The following is a 15,943-nucleotide window of genomic DNA, read 5'->3' as shown; positions in this document are numbered from 1 at the left end:
GCCCCATGCGGCTGCTGACCGGTCTTGCCAGTTTGGCCCTGCTGTCGGGCTGCGGCGGCACCATTTCCCCATCACTCGACCCTGACCCGCCTGTAAGTGGAGCGCCGTTCACCTCCGCAGTGATGGCCGGAGTAAAGCAGGGCCCTCCTGTAGCGCGTTTGGCAATCGGTTCTGCCGATGCCGAGGCTGCCCTGCGATCCTTTACTGAAAGCTGCCCGTCTGCGCTGCGGCGTGAGGACCGGTCGGGATTGACGCGGCCTTTCGATTGGCAGGACGCCTGCGCCGCCGCCCCGGGCAATCGCGGGACGGCCACTCTATTCTTCGCCACCTATTTTGAAACCGCGATTATCGGTTCGGGCGAGGCGTTTGCCACAGGCTACTTCGAACCGGAGATTGCCGGGTGCCGTACGCGCAAGCCGGGGTGCGACGTGCCTGTCTATGCTCTGCCTGATGATCTGGTGCGCCAGTGGCCCGCCGACATGCCAGCGGCGGAACGCACAGGCCGCCCGCCGCTCGGCCGGATTGATGATAGCGGCGCATTTATACCCTATTTTGAACGCGCAGAAATTGATGCGGGCGCTTTGGAAGGGCGGGGCCTAGCCTTTGCTTGGGCAAAAGATCCGGTGGAAATGTTCTTTCTCCAGATCCAGGGTTCCGGCCGTCTGGCGCTGGATGATGGAACTGTCATGCGGATCGGTTATGCGGGGCAGAACGGGCGCGGTTATACCGGGATCGGCGGCGTGATGCGTGAACGCGGATTGCTGGGCGATGGGCCGGGCCAATATGCGGGTTCAATGCAAGGCATCATGCAATATATCCGCGAACATCCGGGCGATGGTAAGGCGCTGATGCAGCTCAACAAAAGCTGGATATTCTTTACCGAGTTAACCGGGGACGGCCCGCTTGGGTCGCTCGGCATTCCCGTGCGGCGGGAAAGTTCGGTCGCGGTGGACCCGCTCTTCGTCCCATATGGCGCGCCGGTATTTCTCGATCTTGACCGCGATGTGGCAGACGGGCTGTGGATCGCTCAGGATACCGGCGGCGCAATCAAGGGCGCGAACCGGTTTGATACATTCTGGGGCGCGGGCGAAGATGCACGGAGCATTGCGGGCGGCATGACCGGACGCGGCAGCGCGCTGATTCTGGTACCGCGCGGCACGGTTAAACGCCTCAATAGCCAGTGAAATTCCCGCGCGGCCTGTCGGTTGAGGAACAGGCCGCGTGGGCACATCTCGCCTCCTCGGTTGATCCGCTGGACGGGCGGGAGCGGCCAAAACTCCCCGTCAATGCGGCTGCGGCGGCCAGCCCACCTCCGCCGCCAAAATCCAAAAAATCGGTCACGTCGCCGCGTATGGTTCCGGTGCCAGCGCGCCCCGTTACGCCCCGCAAAATTGGCCACACCAGTCTGGATTCGCATTGGGACCGCAAGCTGAAAAGCGGCGCGATTGCCCCCGATTATACGCTTGATCTGCATGACCACTATCTTGATGCAGCGCATGACCGGCTCGAAAGCGGATTGTCGCAAGCGCGCGCGATGGAGGCGCGGCTGGTGCTGGTGATCACTGGCCGCCCGCGCCCGGTGGAGGCGGCCGATCGCGGGTCAAAACGCGGCGTGATCCGGGCAAAACTGCTCGATTGGCTGGCGGCCGGTTCGCATGCTGATGCCATCGCAGCGATCCGCAAGGCGCACCGCAAACATGGCGGCGAAGGCGCGGTCTATGTTGTGCTGCGGCGGGAGAGGTAATCCTTCACCCACACTGCGCGCGGTGGAGCATTTTGTGATCGGCCAGTACCAGCGCCATCATCGCCTCCACCACCGGCGCGCCGCGAATACCGACGCACGGATCATGGCGGCCTTTGGTCATGATCTGGGTGTTTTGCCCGTCGCGGCCAATCGTGTCGACGGGTGTCAGGATGGAACTGGTCGGCTTGAACGCCACGCGGCACACCACCGGTTGGCCAGTGGAAATGCCGCCGGCAATTCCGCCCGCATGATTGGCCCCGAATGTGGGGCCGTTCTCGCCGGATCGCATGGCATCGGCGTTTTGTTCACCCGACAGGCGCGCTGCGCCAAAACCGTCGCCAATCTCCACGCCCTTGACCGCATTGATGCTCATCATGCCTGCTGCAAGATCGGCATCCAGCTTGGCATAGACCGGCGCGCCCCATCCTGCGGGAACGCCTGTGGCCACGCATTCCACTACGGCTCCCATTGACGAACCCGCCTTGCGCGCATCATCGACCAGTGCCTCCCACCGCTTCGCCGCCACAGGATCGGGACAGAAAAACGGATTATTGCCGATTTCCGCCAAGTCGATTTGGCTGCGGTCAATTTCATCTTCACCGATCTGGCTGACATAGGCGGTCACAGTCACTTCGGGCATCACCAGCCGCGCCACTGCGCCAGCGGCAACCCGCGCCGCGGTTTCGCGCGCTGAACTGCGCCCGCCGCCGCGATAATCGCGAAAGCCATATTTGGCGTCATAGGTATAATCGGCATGGCCTGGGCGGTAAGCCTTGGCAACGTCGGAATAATCTTTGCTTCGCTGGTCAACATTCTCGATCATCAGGCTGATCGGCGTGCCGGTACTTTTGCCCTCAAACACGCCGGACAATATCCTTACCTGATCGGGCTCTTTACGCTGCGTGGTGAATTTTGATTGGCCCGGACGGCGCGCATCCAGATAGGGTTGGATATCCGCTTCGCTCAGCGCCAATCCCGGCGGGCACCCGTCCAATATTGCGCCCAGCGCAGGTCCGTGGCTCTCGCCCCAGGTGGTGAATCGCAGCACGCGGCCAAATGTGTTCCAGCTCATATGGGCAGCCATGTCTCAACTGTGGGCCGCTGTCCACAATGGGTTGCTTTGGGCTGGACCAAGAGGCGCTTTGCGCGCAAGAACAAACCATGCCCAAGGGGAATGCGTAAATGATTGCCAAACTCAAAGGACTGCTTGATGAAACCGGCAATGACTGGGCGGTGATCGATGTGCAGGGCGTGGGCTATCTGGTCCATTGCTCGACCAAGACGCTGGCCGCGATGGCAGGCATTGGCGAGGGGTGTACGATCTATACGGACTTGCAGGTGAGCGAAAGCGACATGCGGCTGCTGGGATTTGCAGATAGCGCAGAGCGTGACTGGTTCCGTCTGCTCAACCAGGTGCAGGGCGTGGGCAGCAAAGTCGCGCTGGCGATATTGTCGGCGCTGTCCACCGCAGAGGTCCAGACCGCTTGTGCCAATGGCGATGCGGCAATGGTCGCGCGGGCCAATGGCGTGGGGCCGAAACTGGCGGGCCGGATTGTGAACGAGCTGAAGGACAAAGCGGGCGCGCTACCGGCATCGGCGGGCGGCGGGGCGACGGCGATCACACCGGCTGGCGGTGCAAGCGCGGATGCCGTGTCGGCACTGGAGAATTTGGGTTTCAAGCCGCTGGTGGCTGCGCGCGCCGTGGCGGCTGCGCAGAGCGAATTGGGCGATGATGCGAGCGATAGCGATTTGATCAGAGTCGCGCTAAAACGGGCGGCGGGATGATGGAGAATATGATGAAATTTATGATGGCTTTGGCTGCGCTATTCTTTGTTGCACCGGCATCCGCGCAGGATATGTCGGCATTCAAAACGGGGCCGGTGTTTGAGAGTTTCGGGCCGCATGCGCCGGTAGATGGTATGGGGGAAGTCGCTGCTGATACCGAGTTTTCCATCGCGTTTGATGTGGCAAAAGCTGCCGAAGATGGCATGCTCAATCGCGGGTTTGAAAGTGCCGCACGGTTCATCAATATGCATGTTGCGGTGGGCGTTGATCCTGACAATATCCGGCTGGTGGTGGTCGTTCACGGCAAGGCCTCGCTCGATTTGCTCGATGATGCAGCCTGGGCCGCGCGGCAACCGGCGGTAATGTCGGGTGGGGAGGAAGAAGCGCCCGACAATCCCTCCTCTGCGATGGTCCGCGAAATGATGGATGCGGGCGTGCGATTTGTCCTATGCGGCCAAAGCGGCGCGGCCAATGGCATGGCGCAGGAAGATCTTATACCGGGCGTGGAAACCGCGCTCTCCGCCATGACCGCACACGCAATCTTGCAGCAGCGCGGCTATACGGTGAACCCGTTTTGATTGGGGCAGAGTGGATATCGGCGGGAACATCGGTTATCGCTATAGTGTTATCTTCAATCGCTTTTTTTAAAGCTAGAAAATCAGATAGCCAGTCACGATCTTTGGAATTTAAAAATGCTCAACTTGCTGAGTTGCAAACCAAGTTAGCTCATCAGAGTTGGGTCGATGAGTACTTTCGCGAGTTAACTGTTTGGGCCGCTGAAATTGCGGATCAGATATCGCAAGCTATTCATTATTTGGACGTAGACGATGATAAGGCTCGTCGCGACATACTTGCACGACTATCGTCGAGGATAGATACTGGGCGATGGTATTTTCCAAATAGTCTTGAAAAAGGTTACGGCGATGAAAAGGAGCCTGCTTATAGAGGCTTCCGCCAACCTCTTTTGGATTGGGTAATTCTCGCCTATGATATTTTTGCTGGCAATCGCGTTTTCAGTGATCCACGCGGAATGCTCTTAACTTGTCAGCGGCAATTCGTGAGCGCTGTGCAAGAACATATCGATCCTCGGTCGCGTAAAGATGCTATTTTGAAGGTATTGTCGGACTTTGGACCTGTCGGCTCTCTACCGAAGATTGAAAGTCCAGCTAAAGAATGACCGATAACCCCGACCTTACCCCTGAACGCCAGCCGGAGGACCATGACGCGGCTTTGCGGCCCAAATCGCTTACCGAATTTATCGGGCAGGAGGCGGCGCGGGATAATTTGCGGGTTTTTGTCGAGGCGGCAAAGGCGCGCGCGGAGGCGATGGACCATGTGCTGTTCTTTGGCCCGCCGGGGCTGGGCAAGACCACTTTGGCGCAGATTGTCGCCAAGGAATTGGGAGTTGGTTTCCGCGCCACATCGGGACCGGTGATTGCCAAGGCTGGCGATCTGGCGGCATTGCTGACCAATCTGGAAGAGGGCGATGTCCTGTTCATTGACGAGATTCACCGGCTCAATCCCGTGGTCGAGGAAGTGCTCTATCCGGCGATGGAGGACCGCGCGCTCGATATCATCATTGGCGAGGGGCCCTCGGCGCGCAGCGTGCGGATCGACTTGCCCCCCTTCACGCTGGTTGGGGCAACTACGCGGCAGGGGCTGCTGACCACGCCATTGCGCGACCGGTTCGGCATTCCCGTGCGGCTCAATTTCTATACCGAGGACGAACTGGAACAGGTCGTCATGCGCGGGGCGCGGCTGCTGGATATGGATATAGACCGCGCGGGCGCCCGCGAGATCGCCCGCCGCGCGCGGGGCACTCCGCGGGTTGCCGGGCGGCTGATGCGCCGGGTGCGCGACTTTGCCTATGTGGCGGGTGATGGGGTGGTGACGGCGCGCATCGCAGACGAGGCCTTGACCCGGCTCGAAGTCGACCGGTTGGGGCTGGATGCGATGGACCGGTGCTATCTGACCATGATTGCCGATATCTATAAAGGCGGGCCGGTAGGGGTGGAAACGCTGGCCGCTGGCCTGTCCGAACCGCGCGACACGGTAGAGGAAGTGGTCGAGCCATATCTCATCCAGCTGGGCCTGGTGGCGCGCACCGCTCGGGGGCGCTGCTTGAATGACCTCGCCTGGACGCATCTGGGCAGGATTGCCCCAAAACGGCCAAAAAGCGCGCCAGGTGATTCGGGTGGCGATACCGCACAAAGCGGTTTGTTTGACCCGAAAGGTTAAGATCAGTGAAGGGATTGGCGCGGGTTTGGTTCCATTGTGGGACAACTCGCCGAATCGCGCGGCTCCGAGCTCAGAAAAATCGGCTTAAGCGGAAAATTGATGGTTAATTTGATTGCCGGTTAACTGGTGAAGGCGTCTCTTGGTGTCACAGGGATCTGAATGGAGGTGGACCCGCCGCTTTCCAAACATCCCGACAGAGTAACAAGAGAGTTCGTCCATGTCTGTTAAAATGGCCCTTGCAAAATTATCTGCTACTGCAGCAGGCGGAGCGCTTCTGGCGGGCGGTGCAGTGCACGTCGCTGAAACGCCGATCACCGATGCGCCTTCGTACAAGTCGTCCGGTCAGACAAGCGTGAAGGCCCAGCCTGTCCGCTATATCAAGGAACGCCCGCGCGCCCAGCGTCAGGTAAAAACCACAGTGGTTCCGCGCCAGCGCCGCATCGTGCAGCAAGTCACCGAATGTCAGCCCATCGGGGCCGGACAGATCATGACATATGGCCAGGGCGCACACGCGGGTAGTGCAGCACATGCCGGAAGCACACGCATTGTGAACGGCCAAGTCGTAAATACACAATATGCAACCGGGGTCGATGGATGTGCGCCTGCCTATCAAATGGCACTGGCTGCGATCCCTGCACCGCTTGCACCGCCGCCCCAACCGCCCATTTCCGGCGGCGGCGGAGGCGGCGTTACCGTAATCGGCGGCAGCGGCGGCTTTGGCGGCGGCTTTGGTGGCGGCTTCTTCGGCGGCTTTGGCGGCGGCGGCGGTGGATCGGGCGGCAGCGTGGTTGTTAGCTCGACCACCACCACATCGGGCGGTAGCACCTCCACTTCCGGCGGCAGCACGTCGACCGGCGGTAGTTCCAGCTCAACCGGGGGCAGCTCAACCTCGACATCGGGAGGCACCACTTCTGATGGCGGCACGTCTGGCAATACCAGCGGCAGCACCACCACCACCACCACCAGCGGTAACGTATCGAGCACCAGCGGCAATACATCGACCACTGGCGGCAACACATCAACCACCACCACATCGAGCACGAGCGGTAACACCACCACCAGCACGGGCGGCAATACCAGCACGTCAACCACAACGGGCGGTAACACCACCACCAGCACAGGCGGCAATACCAGCACGTCAACCACAACGGGCGGTAACACCACCACCAGCACAGGCGGTAATACCAGTACGTCAACCTCGTCCACCAGCGGCGGCAACACGACAACCACTACCAGTACTGGCGGTAACACGACCACAGGCGGCAGTTCGTCGTCCTCGTCCTCATCTTCCTCATCGAGCAGTTCGTCGAGCTCAAGCTCATCCTCTTCGGGTGGCAATACCACATCGGGTGGCTCGGGCGGTTCGGGCGGCTCAGGTGGTTCGTCTGGTTCGTCTTCGTCAAGCAGCTCATCCAGCTCCAGCTCCTCGTCATCCTCTTCGGGCGGCAGCACTGGCGGTAACACGACTACTGGCGGCACGAGCGGCCACCCCGGAACGACTACCGGCGGAACAACCACCGGCGGAACAACCACCGGCGGAATGACGACTACTGGCGGGTCCTCGGGTTCAAGCAGCTCTTCATCGAGCTCTTCCAGCAGCGGTTCGTCCTCTTCGTCGGGCGGCACCAATGGCGGCGCGACTTCGAGCGGCGCGACCTCTAGCGGTTCATCCTCCTCATCGAGCAGCAGCTCTTCCTCGTCGAGCTCGAGCTCCTCATCGGGCGGCGGTACATCAAGCGGGGCTACATCAAGCGGGGCAACCTCAAGCGGCTCTTCCAGCTCGTCGGGTTCGTCGAGCTCATCAAGCTCGGGCGGCAGCACTTCGGGCATCATTACCAGCTCGACCAGCTCGTCATCCTCCAGCAGTGGCTCTTCATCGAGCAGCTCCTCGACATCGGGCGGCAGTACGGGTGGCACAACAACCGGCGGCACCACTGGCGGAACACCGGTCCCGGCACCGCCAATGATGATCCTGTTCGGCCTGGCTGCGGCAGCGGTGATGGGACGCAAGAAACTGATGCTAAAGAAAACCGCTTAACCGCAGTCTTAACGCAGCTTCATAAAAAGAGCGGTCCGGGAACGGGCCGCTCTTTCTTTATGCGTAATGTTTTTTCGCAGTATTTTCGCAGTGCTTTTGGTATCTTTTGCGGTGTTTGCCGCTTGCACTGTTTGCCGTTGGTGGTGGCTGTCCACGCTGCGATAGGCATCGGCGCAGCCACGCGCGCAGCGTCTACCGGCTATACATACAAAAAAGGCCCCGCCTAAGCGGAGCCTTTAATGGGTACCGCGACCAGCCTGTTACGAAGCGAGCTTGCGCAATACGTAATGCAGGATGCCGCCATTGCGGTAATATTCCATTTCGTTGGCAGTATCGATCCGGCACTGCGCCGTGAAAGTGGCCTCGGTACCGTCTGCGCGGGTCACGGCCACATCGACGTCCTGGCCCGGTGTCAGATCAGCAAGACCTGAAATGCTGAAGCTTTCATCGCCTGTCAAAGCGAGCGTTTCGCGCGTATCGCCGTCTTTGAATTGCAACGGCAACACGCCCATACCAACCAGATTGGAACGGTGGATCCGTTCAAAACTTTCCACGATGACCGCGCGCACACCGAGCAGGATTGTGCCCTTGGCGGCCCAGTCACGGCTGGAGCCGGTGCCATATTCCTTGCCGCCGATCACCACCAGCGCAGTGCCATCGGCTTTGTGCTTCATGGCCGCATCATAGATGGCCATCTGTTCGCCCTTATAGGTGGTAAAGCCGCCTTCGACACCGGGGACCATTTCATTCTTGATCCGAATATTGGCGAACGTACCGCGCATCATCACTTCGTGATTGCCGCGGCGGCTGCCATAGGAATTGAAGTCCGCCTTGGCGACCTGGTTGCTCATCAAATATGCGCCGCCGGGGCTGTCTTCCTTGATCGCGCCAGCCGGACTGATGTGATCGGTGGTGACAGAATCGCCCAGCAACGCGAGCGGTTTCGCATCGGTAATATCCATGATCGGGGCGGGAGTCATTTCCATCCCGTCAAAATAGGGCGGGTTGGCGATATATGTGCTGCCCGGACGCCATTGATAGGTATCGCTGCCGACCACGTCGATCGCTTGCCAATGCTCGTCACCCTTATAGACATCGGCATAACGGTCTTCGAACATCTTGCGGTCAATCGCGCCGGAGCGGATGGTGGCAATTTCATCATTGCTGGGCCAGACATCTTTCAGGAAGACATCATTGCCGTCCTGGTCCTGGCCGAGCGGTGTTGTGGTGATATCCTCCGTAACGGTCCCTTTCAGCGCATAGGCCACGACCAATGGCGGCGAGGCGAGAAAATTGGCGCGCACATCAGGTGAAACACGGCCTTCAAAGTTGCGGTTGCCCGACAGGACCGATGCGGCCACAATATTATTGCTGTTGATTGCCTGGCTGATCGGCGGGGCCAATGGGCCCGAGTTCCCGATACAGGTGGTGCAGCCATAGCCAACCAGATCAAACCCGATAGTATCGAGTTCGCTTTGCAGGCCGGCCTTGATCAGATAATCCGTCACCACTTGCGATCCCGGGGCAAGGCTGGTCTTTACCCACGGTTTGGGTTTCAGCCCCTTTTCATTGGCTTTTTTCGCGACCAGACCGGCGGCTATCAGCACATCGGGATTGGATGTGTTGGTACAGCTGGTGATCGCCGCAATCACGACATCGCCGTCGCCTATGTCGTGATCTTTACCATCGACAGCAGTGCGCACAGGGCCGGCTTTTTTATATGTGGTTTTGAGGTCATTATTGAACAGCTCGTCCACTTCGGGAAGAACGACCTTGTCCTGCGGGCGTTTTGGTCCGGCGAGCGAAGGTACCACCGATGCCACATCCAGTTCCAGCCTATTGGTGAAAACAGGCTCGTTCTCAGGGGTGAACCACATGCCCTGTTCCTTGGCATAGGCTTCGACCAGCGCGATGGTGTCTTCGCTCCGGCCGGTCAGACGCATATAATCAAGCGTCTTGTCGTCAATACCGAAAAAGCCGCAGGTCGCACCATATTCGGGCGCCATATTGGCGATTGTCGCGCGGTCGGCCAAGGACAGCGCCGCAACGCCCGGGCCATAAAATTCAACGAAGCGGCCCACAACGCCCACTTCGCGCAGCATCTGGACGCAGGTCAGAACCAGGTCTGTCGCAGTCACGCCCTCGGCCATTTTACCGGTCAGTTTGAAACCGACAACTTCGGGCACCAGCATGGATACCGGCTGGCCCAGCATAGCCGCCTCGGCCTCAATACCGCCAACACCCCAGCCCAGCACGCCAAGCCCGTTAATCATGGTGGTGTGACTGTCCGTGCCGACACAGGTATCGGGATAGGCAACAGCCGCGCCGCTGGCATCGTCTGTGGACCAGACACCGCGGCCAATATGTTCCAGATTTACCTGGTGACAGATGCCGGTCCCGGGCGGGACAGCAGAGAAGTTCTCAAAGCTTTTGGAACCCCATTTCAGGAAATCATACCGTTCCGCATTGCGCGCATATTCCAGCTCGACATTCTTCTCGAATGCTTTTGGATGGCCAAATTCATCGACCATGACCGAGTGATCGATAACCAGATTGACGGGTACTTGCGGATTGATTTTTGCGGTATCACCGCCGAGCCTGGAAATCGCGTCACGCATCGCTGCCAGATCAACCACGCACGGTACGCCGGTAAAATCTTGCAGCAAGACCCGTGCCGGACGGTACTGGATTTCATTGCCGGTTTTGGGGTCTTTCTGCCAGTCGGCAATGCCCTGAATGTCATCAGTGGATACCGTAAAGCCGCCATCTTCGAACCGCAGCAGGTTTTCCAGCAGCACTTTCATTGAAAATGGCAGCTTGCTGACATCGCCAATCGTTTCTGCCGCTTTGTCGAGCGAGTAATAGGCATATTCCTTGCCGCCAACTTTCATGGTGCTGCGGGTTCCGAGCGTGTCCTTGCCGACCTGGGTCATTGAGCGCGTTTCCTTCTATGGGTGGGCCTGCGCCGCCGCCATGCATTTGCACGGCAATGCGGCAGGCAAACTGTTACTGCGCACCTGCTCTTTCGGCGGCGTTTGGTCAAGGGTAACGGTGCATTTGCCGCCATGTTGCATCAATTTACTAACGGCTCAACCGGGCGATGGTTAATGAAGTCTTACCGGCCAAGATTATGAACAGGGGAATGCAGGTCAGATGCGCGAAAATACGGACACTTCACGGCGATCATTGCACCAGTTGCGCATGGGCGTGCTGGGGTCGGTGACCGCAGTCGTTCTGTGCTTTGGTGCAGCAGCGGCCTTTGCTGGCGATCCGGCAGAACGCGCGGCGCAGGAGGCGTTCGTTGCCCGCTAGCTGCTGACCCTACATCGCAGTGTGTTCAGGGCGGGCCTGCTCGGCGCTATGCCGCGCCGCAATCCAGCATCCGCAAACAATCAGGGCTGTACCGATGACTGCGCTGATGGTCACGGTTTCCTGAAAGAATAACCACCCAAACAGCCCGGCCCACAGAAAGCCGGTATATTCCAGCGGGACCAGCACCTGCGCCTCGGCCCGGGCATAGGCCCAGGTCAGCGCCAGCGAACCGCCAATCGTCAGCACAGCGGCAGCGGCAATATCTGCGTACACCGGCACAGCGGGCAGGGTTAATAACCACGGGGCCGCCAGCAACAGCACGAATGCACCCACGCTGCTGTGAAACACGGTGGCCTCCAGAGGGCTGGACACCAGTGCCTGTCTGCGGATGATGATGAAATTCCAGGCATAGAGCAGAGCGGAAAATAGCAACGCAGCCAGACCTTTCAGCGTTTCGAGATCGAAATCTGCTGCACCCAATCGCCCGCCAACGATAATCATCGATCCGGCAAAGCCCAGAACCGATGCAAGCACTGCCTCATGCCGGATGGTTTCACCCAGCAGAATGGCTGCGAGATACAGCGCGACAAGCGGCGCGATAAAGGAAATGGCGATCGCTTCTGCAATTGGCAGCTTGGTCAGTGCATAAAAGAAGCTGAGCGCCATGAAAGCCGACACTGTCCCGCGCAGCAGGTGAATTTTCAGCACAGCGAAGACCGGCCACTTACTGCCCCGCATCAACCATATGGGCGTTATCATACCCGCTGCAATGGCCGACCGGAAAACCGCAGCACTATAGGCACCCGCTGCCAAGGCCGCGCCTTTCATGAAAGCATCCATCAAAGATAGGGAGGCAATCGCCATCAAGGCAGCCACAATCGGCAGGAAGGCGCGGTTATCAGGCATGGCGGCGCTATAGAACCGCGATCCCCAGCCGTCACCTGCGGTTTATCGGCAATAGTCCGGCATAATTCAGCAGGCAGTCAGGCATGACAGTTGATGCTGCCCTCGTCTTGCGGCAAAACTGTGCTATATAGATGACAATATTCGATTTCAGACTGGTGGGACGCGCAGTGATTACGATTTTCAATACCAAACGGGCGATACAGGTTTCCTTCGTGGCTTTGGCGGCAGCGATGTTGCCCGCCAATTCAGGAGCGCAGAATGCCGCGCCTGAAAATCTGCTGCCGCAAACACCCGAAATTCAGCAGGAAGCTATCGAAGTCGCTCCTGATGCGGTCGTTTCGGACCCTGTGGTGCAGGCCATTGATGCAATGGCGGAACCGGATCTGTCGCCCGTCCAGAATTGGGATATCGACCATGCCCGCGCGCTCGCCGCAATCATCGAAGGCATCGGTGCAGACGGTCTCAATCCGGCGGATTACAATCTGGCCGGGTTGCGTGCAGCGATCAGCACCGCGATCAGCGTTGGAGCCCCTGACGCTGATACGCCAAATGCCAATCTCAACGCAGTCGCCAGCAAGTCTTTTGCTTTCCTGGTCGAGGATCTGCGCGATGGCCGCACGCCGATGGATGGGCGCAAGCAATGGTTTGTTCTCGATCCTGATGTTGACCGGTATCCGACCGAGACATTGATGTCCGATGCCCTGGCCAGCGGCGACATGGCCGGTGTGCTGGCGCGCATCATGCCCGAACATCCCGACTATTTCCGGATGAAGCTGGAACTCGCCAAGAGCCAGGCGGGCACGAAGCGGTACAAATTGATCCAGGCGAATATGGACAGGTGGCGATGGCTTCCGCGTGATTTGGGCAGCCAGTATCTGATGACAAACGTACCTGAATACCAGCTGCGTCTGACCGTAAATGACAAGATTATCCGCACTTACCGAACAGTGGTCGGCAAGCCGGGCCGAACAGCGACGCCGCAATTGGCAGAAAGCGTCGAAGGCGTGATTTTCAACCCGACCTGGACAGTGCCGCAATCCATCGTGAAGGGGGAGGGCCTTGGTGCCCGCGTGCTCAACAATCCGGCATGGGCGCGCCGGGCCGGATATACCGCTACTCGCGGTGCCAATGGCTGGGTATCAGTCGTGCAGCAGCCTGGACCAACCAATTCGCTTGGCCTGATGAAGCTCGACATGCCCAACCGCCATGCCATCTTCTTCCACGACACACCCTCGCGGCACTTGTTCAAGAATGCCCGCAGGGCGCTCAGTCATGGCTGTATCCGGACAGAGAATGCCACGACTCTCGCGATCACTTTGGCTATTTTGCAAGGCGGGCTTACTGCCGATGAAGGCGTGGAAAAACTGAAGTCCGGCAAATATACCAAAGTGCCGTTCAACAACACCATACCCGCCTACATCACCTATTTCACGATGGCGCAGGACATTAATGGCGATTTGACCACTTTTGAGGATATTTACGGCCGCGACGCTGCCGTGCTCAGCAGCTTCCAAGAGGCGCGGGTTCCAAACCGCAGCCGCGTGACCGGCGAACAGATTATCCCGATTGAGAATGACCCGCGCGATATTGTCTGATCGTATATGCGGATAACCGGCTGCAACGTCGACCGGGTGGGAAGGCGGGGCGCTTAGAACACGCCCGGGTTGGCGCGCTCCGCCGCGGTTGGCATATCGCGCTGCAGAATTTTTAAATCAACCGGTGCCTCGGTCGTTGGCGGCATGATGATATCGCCATTTTCCTGGAGGCCCAGGCTGTCGGCATGGATCACGCGCCCGCCGCCAAGCGTCAGCAAAGCCAGCTTGAAATCAGCATCGCCCATTGCAAAACACCCGTTGGACCGGCCAAGGCGGCCCCAACGATCCAGATGATCCTTTTCGGCATATTTGGCACGGTGCATCACGATCGCACGGTCAAGCGCGTTGGAGTTGCTTTCATCCAGACCGTCCAGGCGGATCGATGTGCCAAACCGGCCTGTGTACCAGCCATAGGTCGCATAGCTGCCTTTGCTCGTGCAATGCGATCCATGCGTGTTGGAAAACCAATTAAGCCATCCGTCATGTTCAGGATCGGACCCGTCGCCGTGGCTGACCAGATAGGATGCCACGGTGCCAGCTTCCATATTCACGACATGGAAACGCGGCTCTGATGAACGCAGACCGAAATCGGCAATCCCCACATAGTCATTGCGCCACAGTTTATCGCCAGCCTTTGCCTGGGCTTGCTTGGCGATTTGCGCGAGTTTGATATTGCGGACGGGGCCGGTGCGCGGCTGCGCCGCCAGCATGGCCGGCATGGCCAAAGACGCTCCGGCGGCAGCAGATCGAATTATGAGATCGCGTCGGTTCATCTTGCCATCTTATATAACAGGCCTTGTGCGGGGGATGAACAGAAAAAAGGGGGGCACAATTCTACTGGTGACGAGCCGCGCCGGAATGCGGCCAAACGCCGGGGCGGGATCATCCGTTTTCTAGCGCCATCTGGCCGCCGACGATCTCGACCGATTTGATTTTTGACAGGAATGACTGGCCAAGCAAGGATGTATCCAAGCCTTCTGGAATGATCACCGCCTGCACATTGCTCTGGGTGATGCCGCCAAGATCAATCGTGTCGATCACAGCCGATACCCCGTAGACATCGCCGCTTGCCCCGCGCCCAATCAGGCTGACATCGGCAGGGTTCCAAGTGAGCCCCGCATCGCGCGCATCATCCGCCGTCAGCGCCACGACGCTGGCACCGGTATCGACCAGAAGCCGCAAAGACACGCCATTGATTTCGGTCTGCGCGTAAAAATGCCCGTCACCGCTGCGGGTCAGCGTGTGAACCCCTGCGTACCAGCCATTGCTGGCGGGCTGGCCCGCAGTGCCCGATGCGGTCATGCTGGCTGAACCGTTTGCCAGGTCGGCAGGGTCCTCTCCCTTAGACGGGGTCAGAATGAAAGCGGCGATAAGCGTCACCCCGCTAAAGGCAATAATCCGGTTGAGCATGTCCCGATATTTACGCCGGACGGCTTAAGCGCGGGTAAACGGCATTTTCCTGCGCCATTGCGATCATGGAACGCGCATGACGTTCGGCGACGGCGCGCTGATCTGCTCCGTAACCACCGCCGAGCGCACTGGCGAGCGGCAACCCGCGCGAACGGGCTTGAGCCACGACATAGCGGTCCCGCTGAACCAGTCCGGCATCGCTGAGCGCCAGGCGGCCCAGCCTGTCCTCGCGGTGCGGATCGACGCCCGCCTGGTACAGTACCAGATCGGGTGCGAAACTGTCGAGGATGGCGGGCAAGTGCCGGGCCAGCTCGGCCATATAGCCATCGTCGTCCAAATCATCGGGCAAATGCACATCGCAATTGGAACGTGCCTTGCGCACTGGGAAGTTTTTTTCCGCATGCATGGAGAAAGTGAATATATCCTCATTCCGGGCTGTCAGGCTGGCGGTACCGTCACCCTGATGCACATCCAGATCAGCGATCAAGATGCGCCGGGCATCGCCTTCAGCAATCAATCGGTTCGCCGCCACGGCCAGATCATTGAAGACGCAATATCCCGCGCCAGTATCGTATAATGCATGGTGGCTGCCCGCCGCGCTATTGGCGGCATAGCCATGCGGGTCCGCCAGTTTCGCAGCGAGCCAGGTGCCGCCATTGGTGTGCCGTACGCGGCTCGCAATATGCGGCGTCACCGGAAAGCCGATGCGCCGTTCCTTGTCTTTTGGTACGGTGGACGTGAAGACTTGTTCGACATAATCGGGGCAATGAACCGCCTCCAGCCAGGCGCGGGGCATTGGCGGCGGGCTGTGTTCCAGGACCGGATGGCCGCTTGCCCGCAACGCTTCCATGACCAGATAATACTTATCGAATTTGAACGTCCCGCGTTCCGGCGCAGGCGCCATGTAATCGGCGT

At 59.3% G+C, this 15,943-nt stretch carries 15 protein-coding genes; 8 read left to right on the top strand and 7 right to left on the bottom strand.

Features of this window, described 5'->3' with window-relative positions; genetic code table 11:
* Nucleotides 1–5: 5 nt before the first annotated feature.
* Nucleotides 6–1,184 (top strand): murein transglycosylase A, encoded by a 1,179-nt coding sequence (locus WA922_RS01165; RefSeq protein WP_424769841.1) that lies wholly within the window; start codon nt 6–8, stop codon nt 1,182–1,184.
* On the top strand, nt 1,181–1,744 hold the full coding sequence (locus WA922_RS01160) for a Smr/MutS family protein (RefSeq protein WP_424769840.1): 564 nt from the start codon (nt 1,181–1,183) through the stop codon (nt 1,742–1,744). Before WA922_RS01165 ends, WA922_RS01160 begins: the two co-directional genes overlap by 4 nt.
* A 4-nt stretch (nt 1,745–1,748) precedes the next feature.
* Here WA922_RS01160 and aroC read toward each other — a convergent pair whose 3' ends face one another.
* On the bottom strand, nt 1,749–2,816 hold the full coding sequence (gene aroC / locus WA922_RS01155) for a chorismate synthase (RefSeq protein WP_424769874.1): 1,068 nt from the start codon (nt 2,814–2,816) through the stop codon (nt 1,749–1,751).
* A gap of 110 nt (nt 2,817–2,926) precedes the next feature.
* Here aroC and ruvA point away from each other — a divergent pair, with 110 nt between their 5' ends.
* The 4 genes from ruvA to ruvB are packed head-to-tail and all read left to right on the top strand — an operon-like array spanning nt 2,927 to nt 5,767.
* Entirely contained in the window at nt 2,927–3,529 is a 603-nt protein-coding gene (gene ruvA / locus WA922_RS01150; protein WP_424769839.1) for a Holliday junction branch migration protein RuvA, read from the top strand.
* Between the two features lie 8 nt (nt 3,530–3,537).
* A complete protein-coding gene (locus WA922_RS01145) occupies nt 3,538–4,107 on the top strand; it encodes a DsrE family protein (protein ID WP_424769838.1) in 570 nt (189 codons plus the stop codon).
* On the top strand, nt 4,104–4,706 hold the full coding sequence (locus tag WA922_RS01140) for a hypothetical protein (RefSeq protein WP_424769837.1): 603 nt from the start codon (nt 4,104–4,106) through the stop codon (nt 4,704–4,706). The genes WA922_RS01145 and WA922_RS01140 overlap by 4 nt, the downstream gene beginning before the upstream one ends.
* Nucleotides 4,703–5,767 carry a Holliday junction branch migration DNA helicase RuvB gene (gene ruvB / locus WA922_RS01135; protein WP_424769836.1) on the top strand — a complete coding sequence of 355 codons (1,065 nt, stop codon included), beginning with the start codon at nt 4,703–4,705 and terminating at the stop codon, nt 5,765–5,767. Before WA922_RS01140 ends, ruvB begins: the two co-directional genes overlap by 4 nt.
* A gap of 609 nt (nt 5,768–6,376) precedes the next feature.
* Here the strand turns inward: ruvB and WA922_RS01130 are convergent.
* Together WA922_RS01130 and acnA are read right to left on the bottom strand one after the other, a co-directional pair.
* On the bottom strand, nt 6,377–7,777 hold the full coding sequence (locus tag WA922_RS01130; protein WP_424769835.1) for a hypothetical protein: 1,401 nt from the start codon (nt 7,775–7,777) through the stop codon (nt 6,377–6,379).
* A gap of 288 nt (nt 7,778–8,065) precedes the next feature.
* Nucleotides 8,066–10,738, bottom strand: coding sequence for an aconitate hydratase AcnA (gene acnA / locus WA922_RS01125; RefSeq protein ID WP_424769834.1), 2,673 nt, complete (start codon nt 10,736–10,738; stop codon nt 8,066–8,068).
* 220 nt (nt 10,739–10,958) lie between these two features.
* Here acnA and WA922_RS01120 point away from each other — a divergent pair, with 220 nt between their 5' ends.
* A complete protein-coding gene (locus WA922_RS01120; protein WP_424769833.1) occupies nt 10,959–11,117 on the top strand; it encodes a hypothetical protein in 159 nt (52 codons plus the stop codon).
* 9 nt (nt 11,118–11,126) lie between these two features.
* Here the strand turns inward: WA922_RS01120 and WA922_RS01115 are convergent, their stop codons facing one another.
* Entirely contained in the window at nt 11,127–12,023 is an 897-nt protein-coding gene (locus WA922_RS01115) for a DMT family transporter (RefSeq protein ID WP_424769832.1), read from the bottom strand.
* Nucleotides 12,024–12,154: 131 nt separating this feature from the next.
* Here WA922_RS01115 and WA922_RS01110 point away from each other — a divergent pair, with 131 nt between their 5' ends.
* Nucleotides 12,155–13,618 carry a L,D-transpeptidase family protein gene (locus tag WA922_RS01110; RefSeq protein WP_424769831.1) on the top strand — a complete coding sequence of 488 codons (1,464 nt, stop codon included), beginning with the start codon at nt 12,155–12,157 and terminating at the stop codon, nt 13,616–13,618.
* Between the two features lie 53 nt (nt 13,619–13,671).
* On the opposite strand, the gene WA922_RS01105 is transcribed toward WA922_RS01110, so the two are convergent.
* The 3 genes from WA922_RS01105 to WA922_RS01095 all read right to left on the bottom strand — a co-directional run bounded on the left by WA922_RS01105 (nt 13,672) and on the right by WA922_RS01095 (nt 15,932).
* Entirely contained in the window at nt 13,672–14,391 is a 720-nt protein-coding gene (locus tag WA922_RS01105; RefSeq protein ID WP_424769830.1) for a murein L,D-transpeptidase catalytic domain-containing protein, read from the bottom strand.
* Nucleotides 14,392–14,500: 109 nt separating this feature from the next.
* Nucleotides 14,501–15,028 (bottom strand): retropepsin-like aspartic protease family protein, encoded by a 528-nt coding sequence (locus WA922_RS01100; RefSeq protein ID WP_424769829.1) that lies wholly within the window; start codon nt 15,026–15,028, stop codon nt 14,501–14,503.
* 10 nt (nt 15,029–15,038) lie between these two features.
* The gene (locus tag WA922_RS01095; protein ID WP_424769828.1) at nt 15,039–15,932 is read right to left on the bottom strand and encodes a histone deacetylase family protein; all 894 of its coding nucleotides are present in this window, start codon (nt 15,930–15,932) and stop codon (nt 15,039–15,041) included.
* Nucleotides 15,933–15,943 lie beyond the last annotated feature (11 nt).

The organism is Pontixanthobacter sp. (assembly GCF_049682855.1).
In the GTDB taxonomy this organism is placed as follows: domain Bacteria; phylum Pseudomonadota; class Alphaproteobacteria; order Sphingomonadales; family Sphingomonadaceae; genus Pontixanthobacter.
This window is presented reverse-complemented; position numbering and strand designations above follow the sequence as displayed.

Coding starts and splice junctions, on each gene's coding strand:
- WA922_RS01145 (WP_424769838.1), top strand. CDS start 3,538: ATGATGAAATTTATGATGGCTTTGGCTGCGCTATTCTTTGTTGCACCG.
- WA922_RS01120 (WP_424769833.1), top strand. CDS start 10,959: ATGCGCGAAAATACGGACACTTCACGGCGATCATTGCACCAGTTGCGC.
- ruvA (WP_424769839.1), top strand. CDS start 2,927: ATGATTGCCAAACTCAAAGGACTGCTTGATGAAACCGGCAATGACTGG.
- WA922_RS01110 (WP_424769831.1), top strand. CDS start 12,155: ATGACAATATTCGATTTCAGACTGGTGGGACGCGCAGTGATTACGATT.
- WA922_RS01165 (WP_424769841.1), top strand. CDS start 6: ATGCGGCTGCTGACCGGTCTTGCCAGTTTGGCCCTGCTGTCGGGCTGC.
- WA922_RS01105 (WP_424769830.1), bottom strand. CDS start 14,391: ATGAACCGACGCGATCTCATAATTCGATCTGCTGCCGCCGGAGCGTCT.
- acnA (WP_424769834.1), bottom strand. CDS start 10,738: ATGACCCAGGTCGGCAAGGACACGCTCGGAACCCGCAGCACCATGAAA.
- ruvB (WP_424769836.1), top strand. CDS start 4,703: ATGACCGATAACCCCGACCTTACCCCTGAACGCCAGCCGGAGGACCAT.
- WA922_RS01100 (WP_424769829.1), bottom strand. CDS start 15,028: ATGCTCAACCGGATTATTGCCTTTAGCGGGGTGACGCTTATCGCCGCT.
- WA922_RS01115 (WP_424769832.1), bottom strand. CDS start 12,023: ATGCCTGATAACCGCGCCTTCCTGCCGATTGTGGCTGCCTTGATGGCG.
- aroC (WP_424769874.1), bottom strand. CDS start 2,816: ATGAGCTGGAACACATTTGGCCGCGTGCTGCGATTCACCACCTGGGGC.
- WA922_RS01095 (WP_424769828.1), bottom strand. CDS start 15,932: ATGGCGCCTGCGCCGGAACGCGGGACGTTCAAATTCGATAAGTATTAT.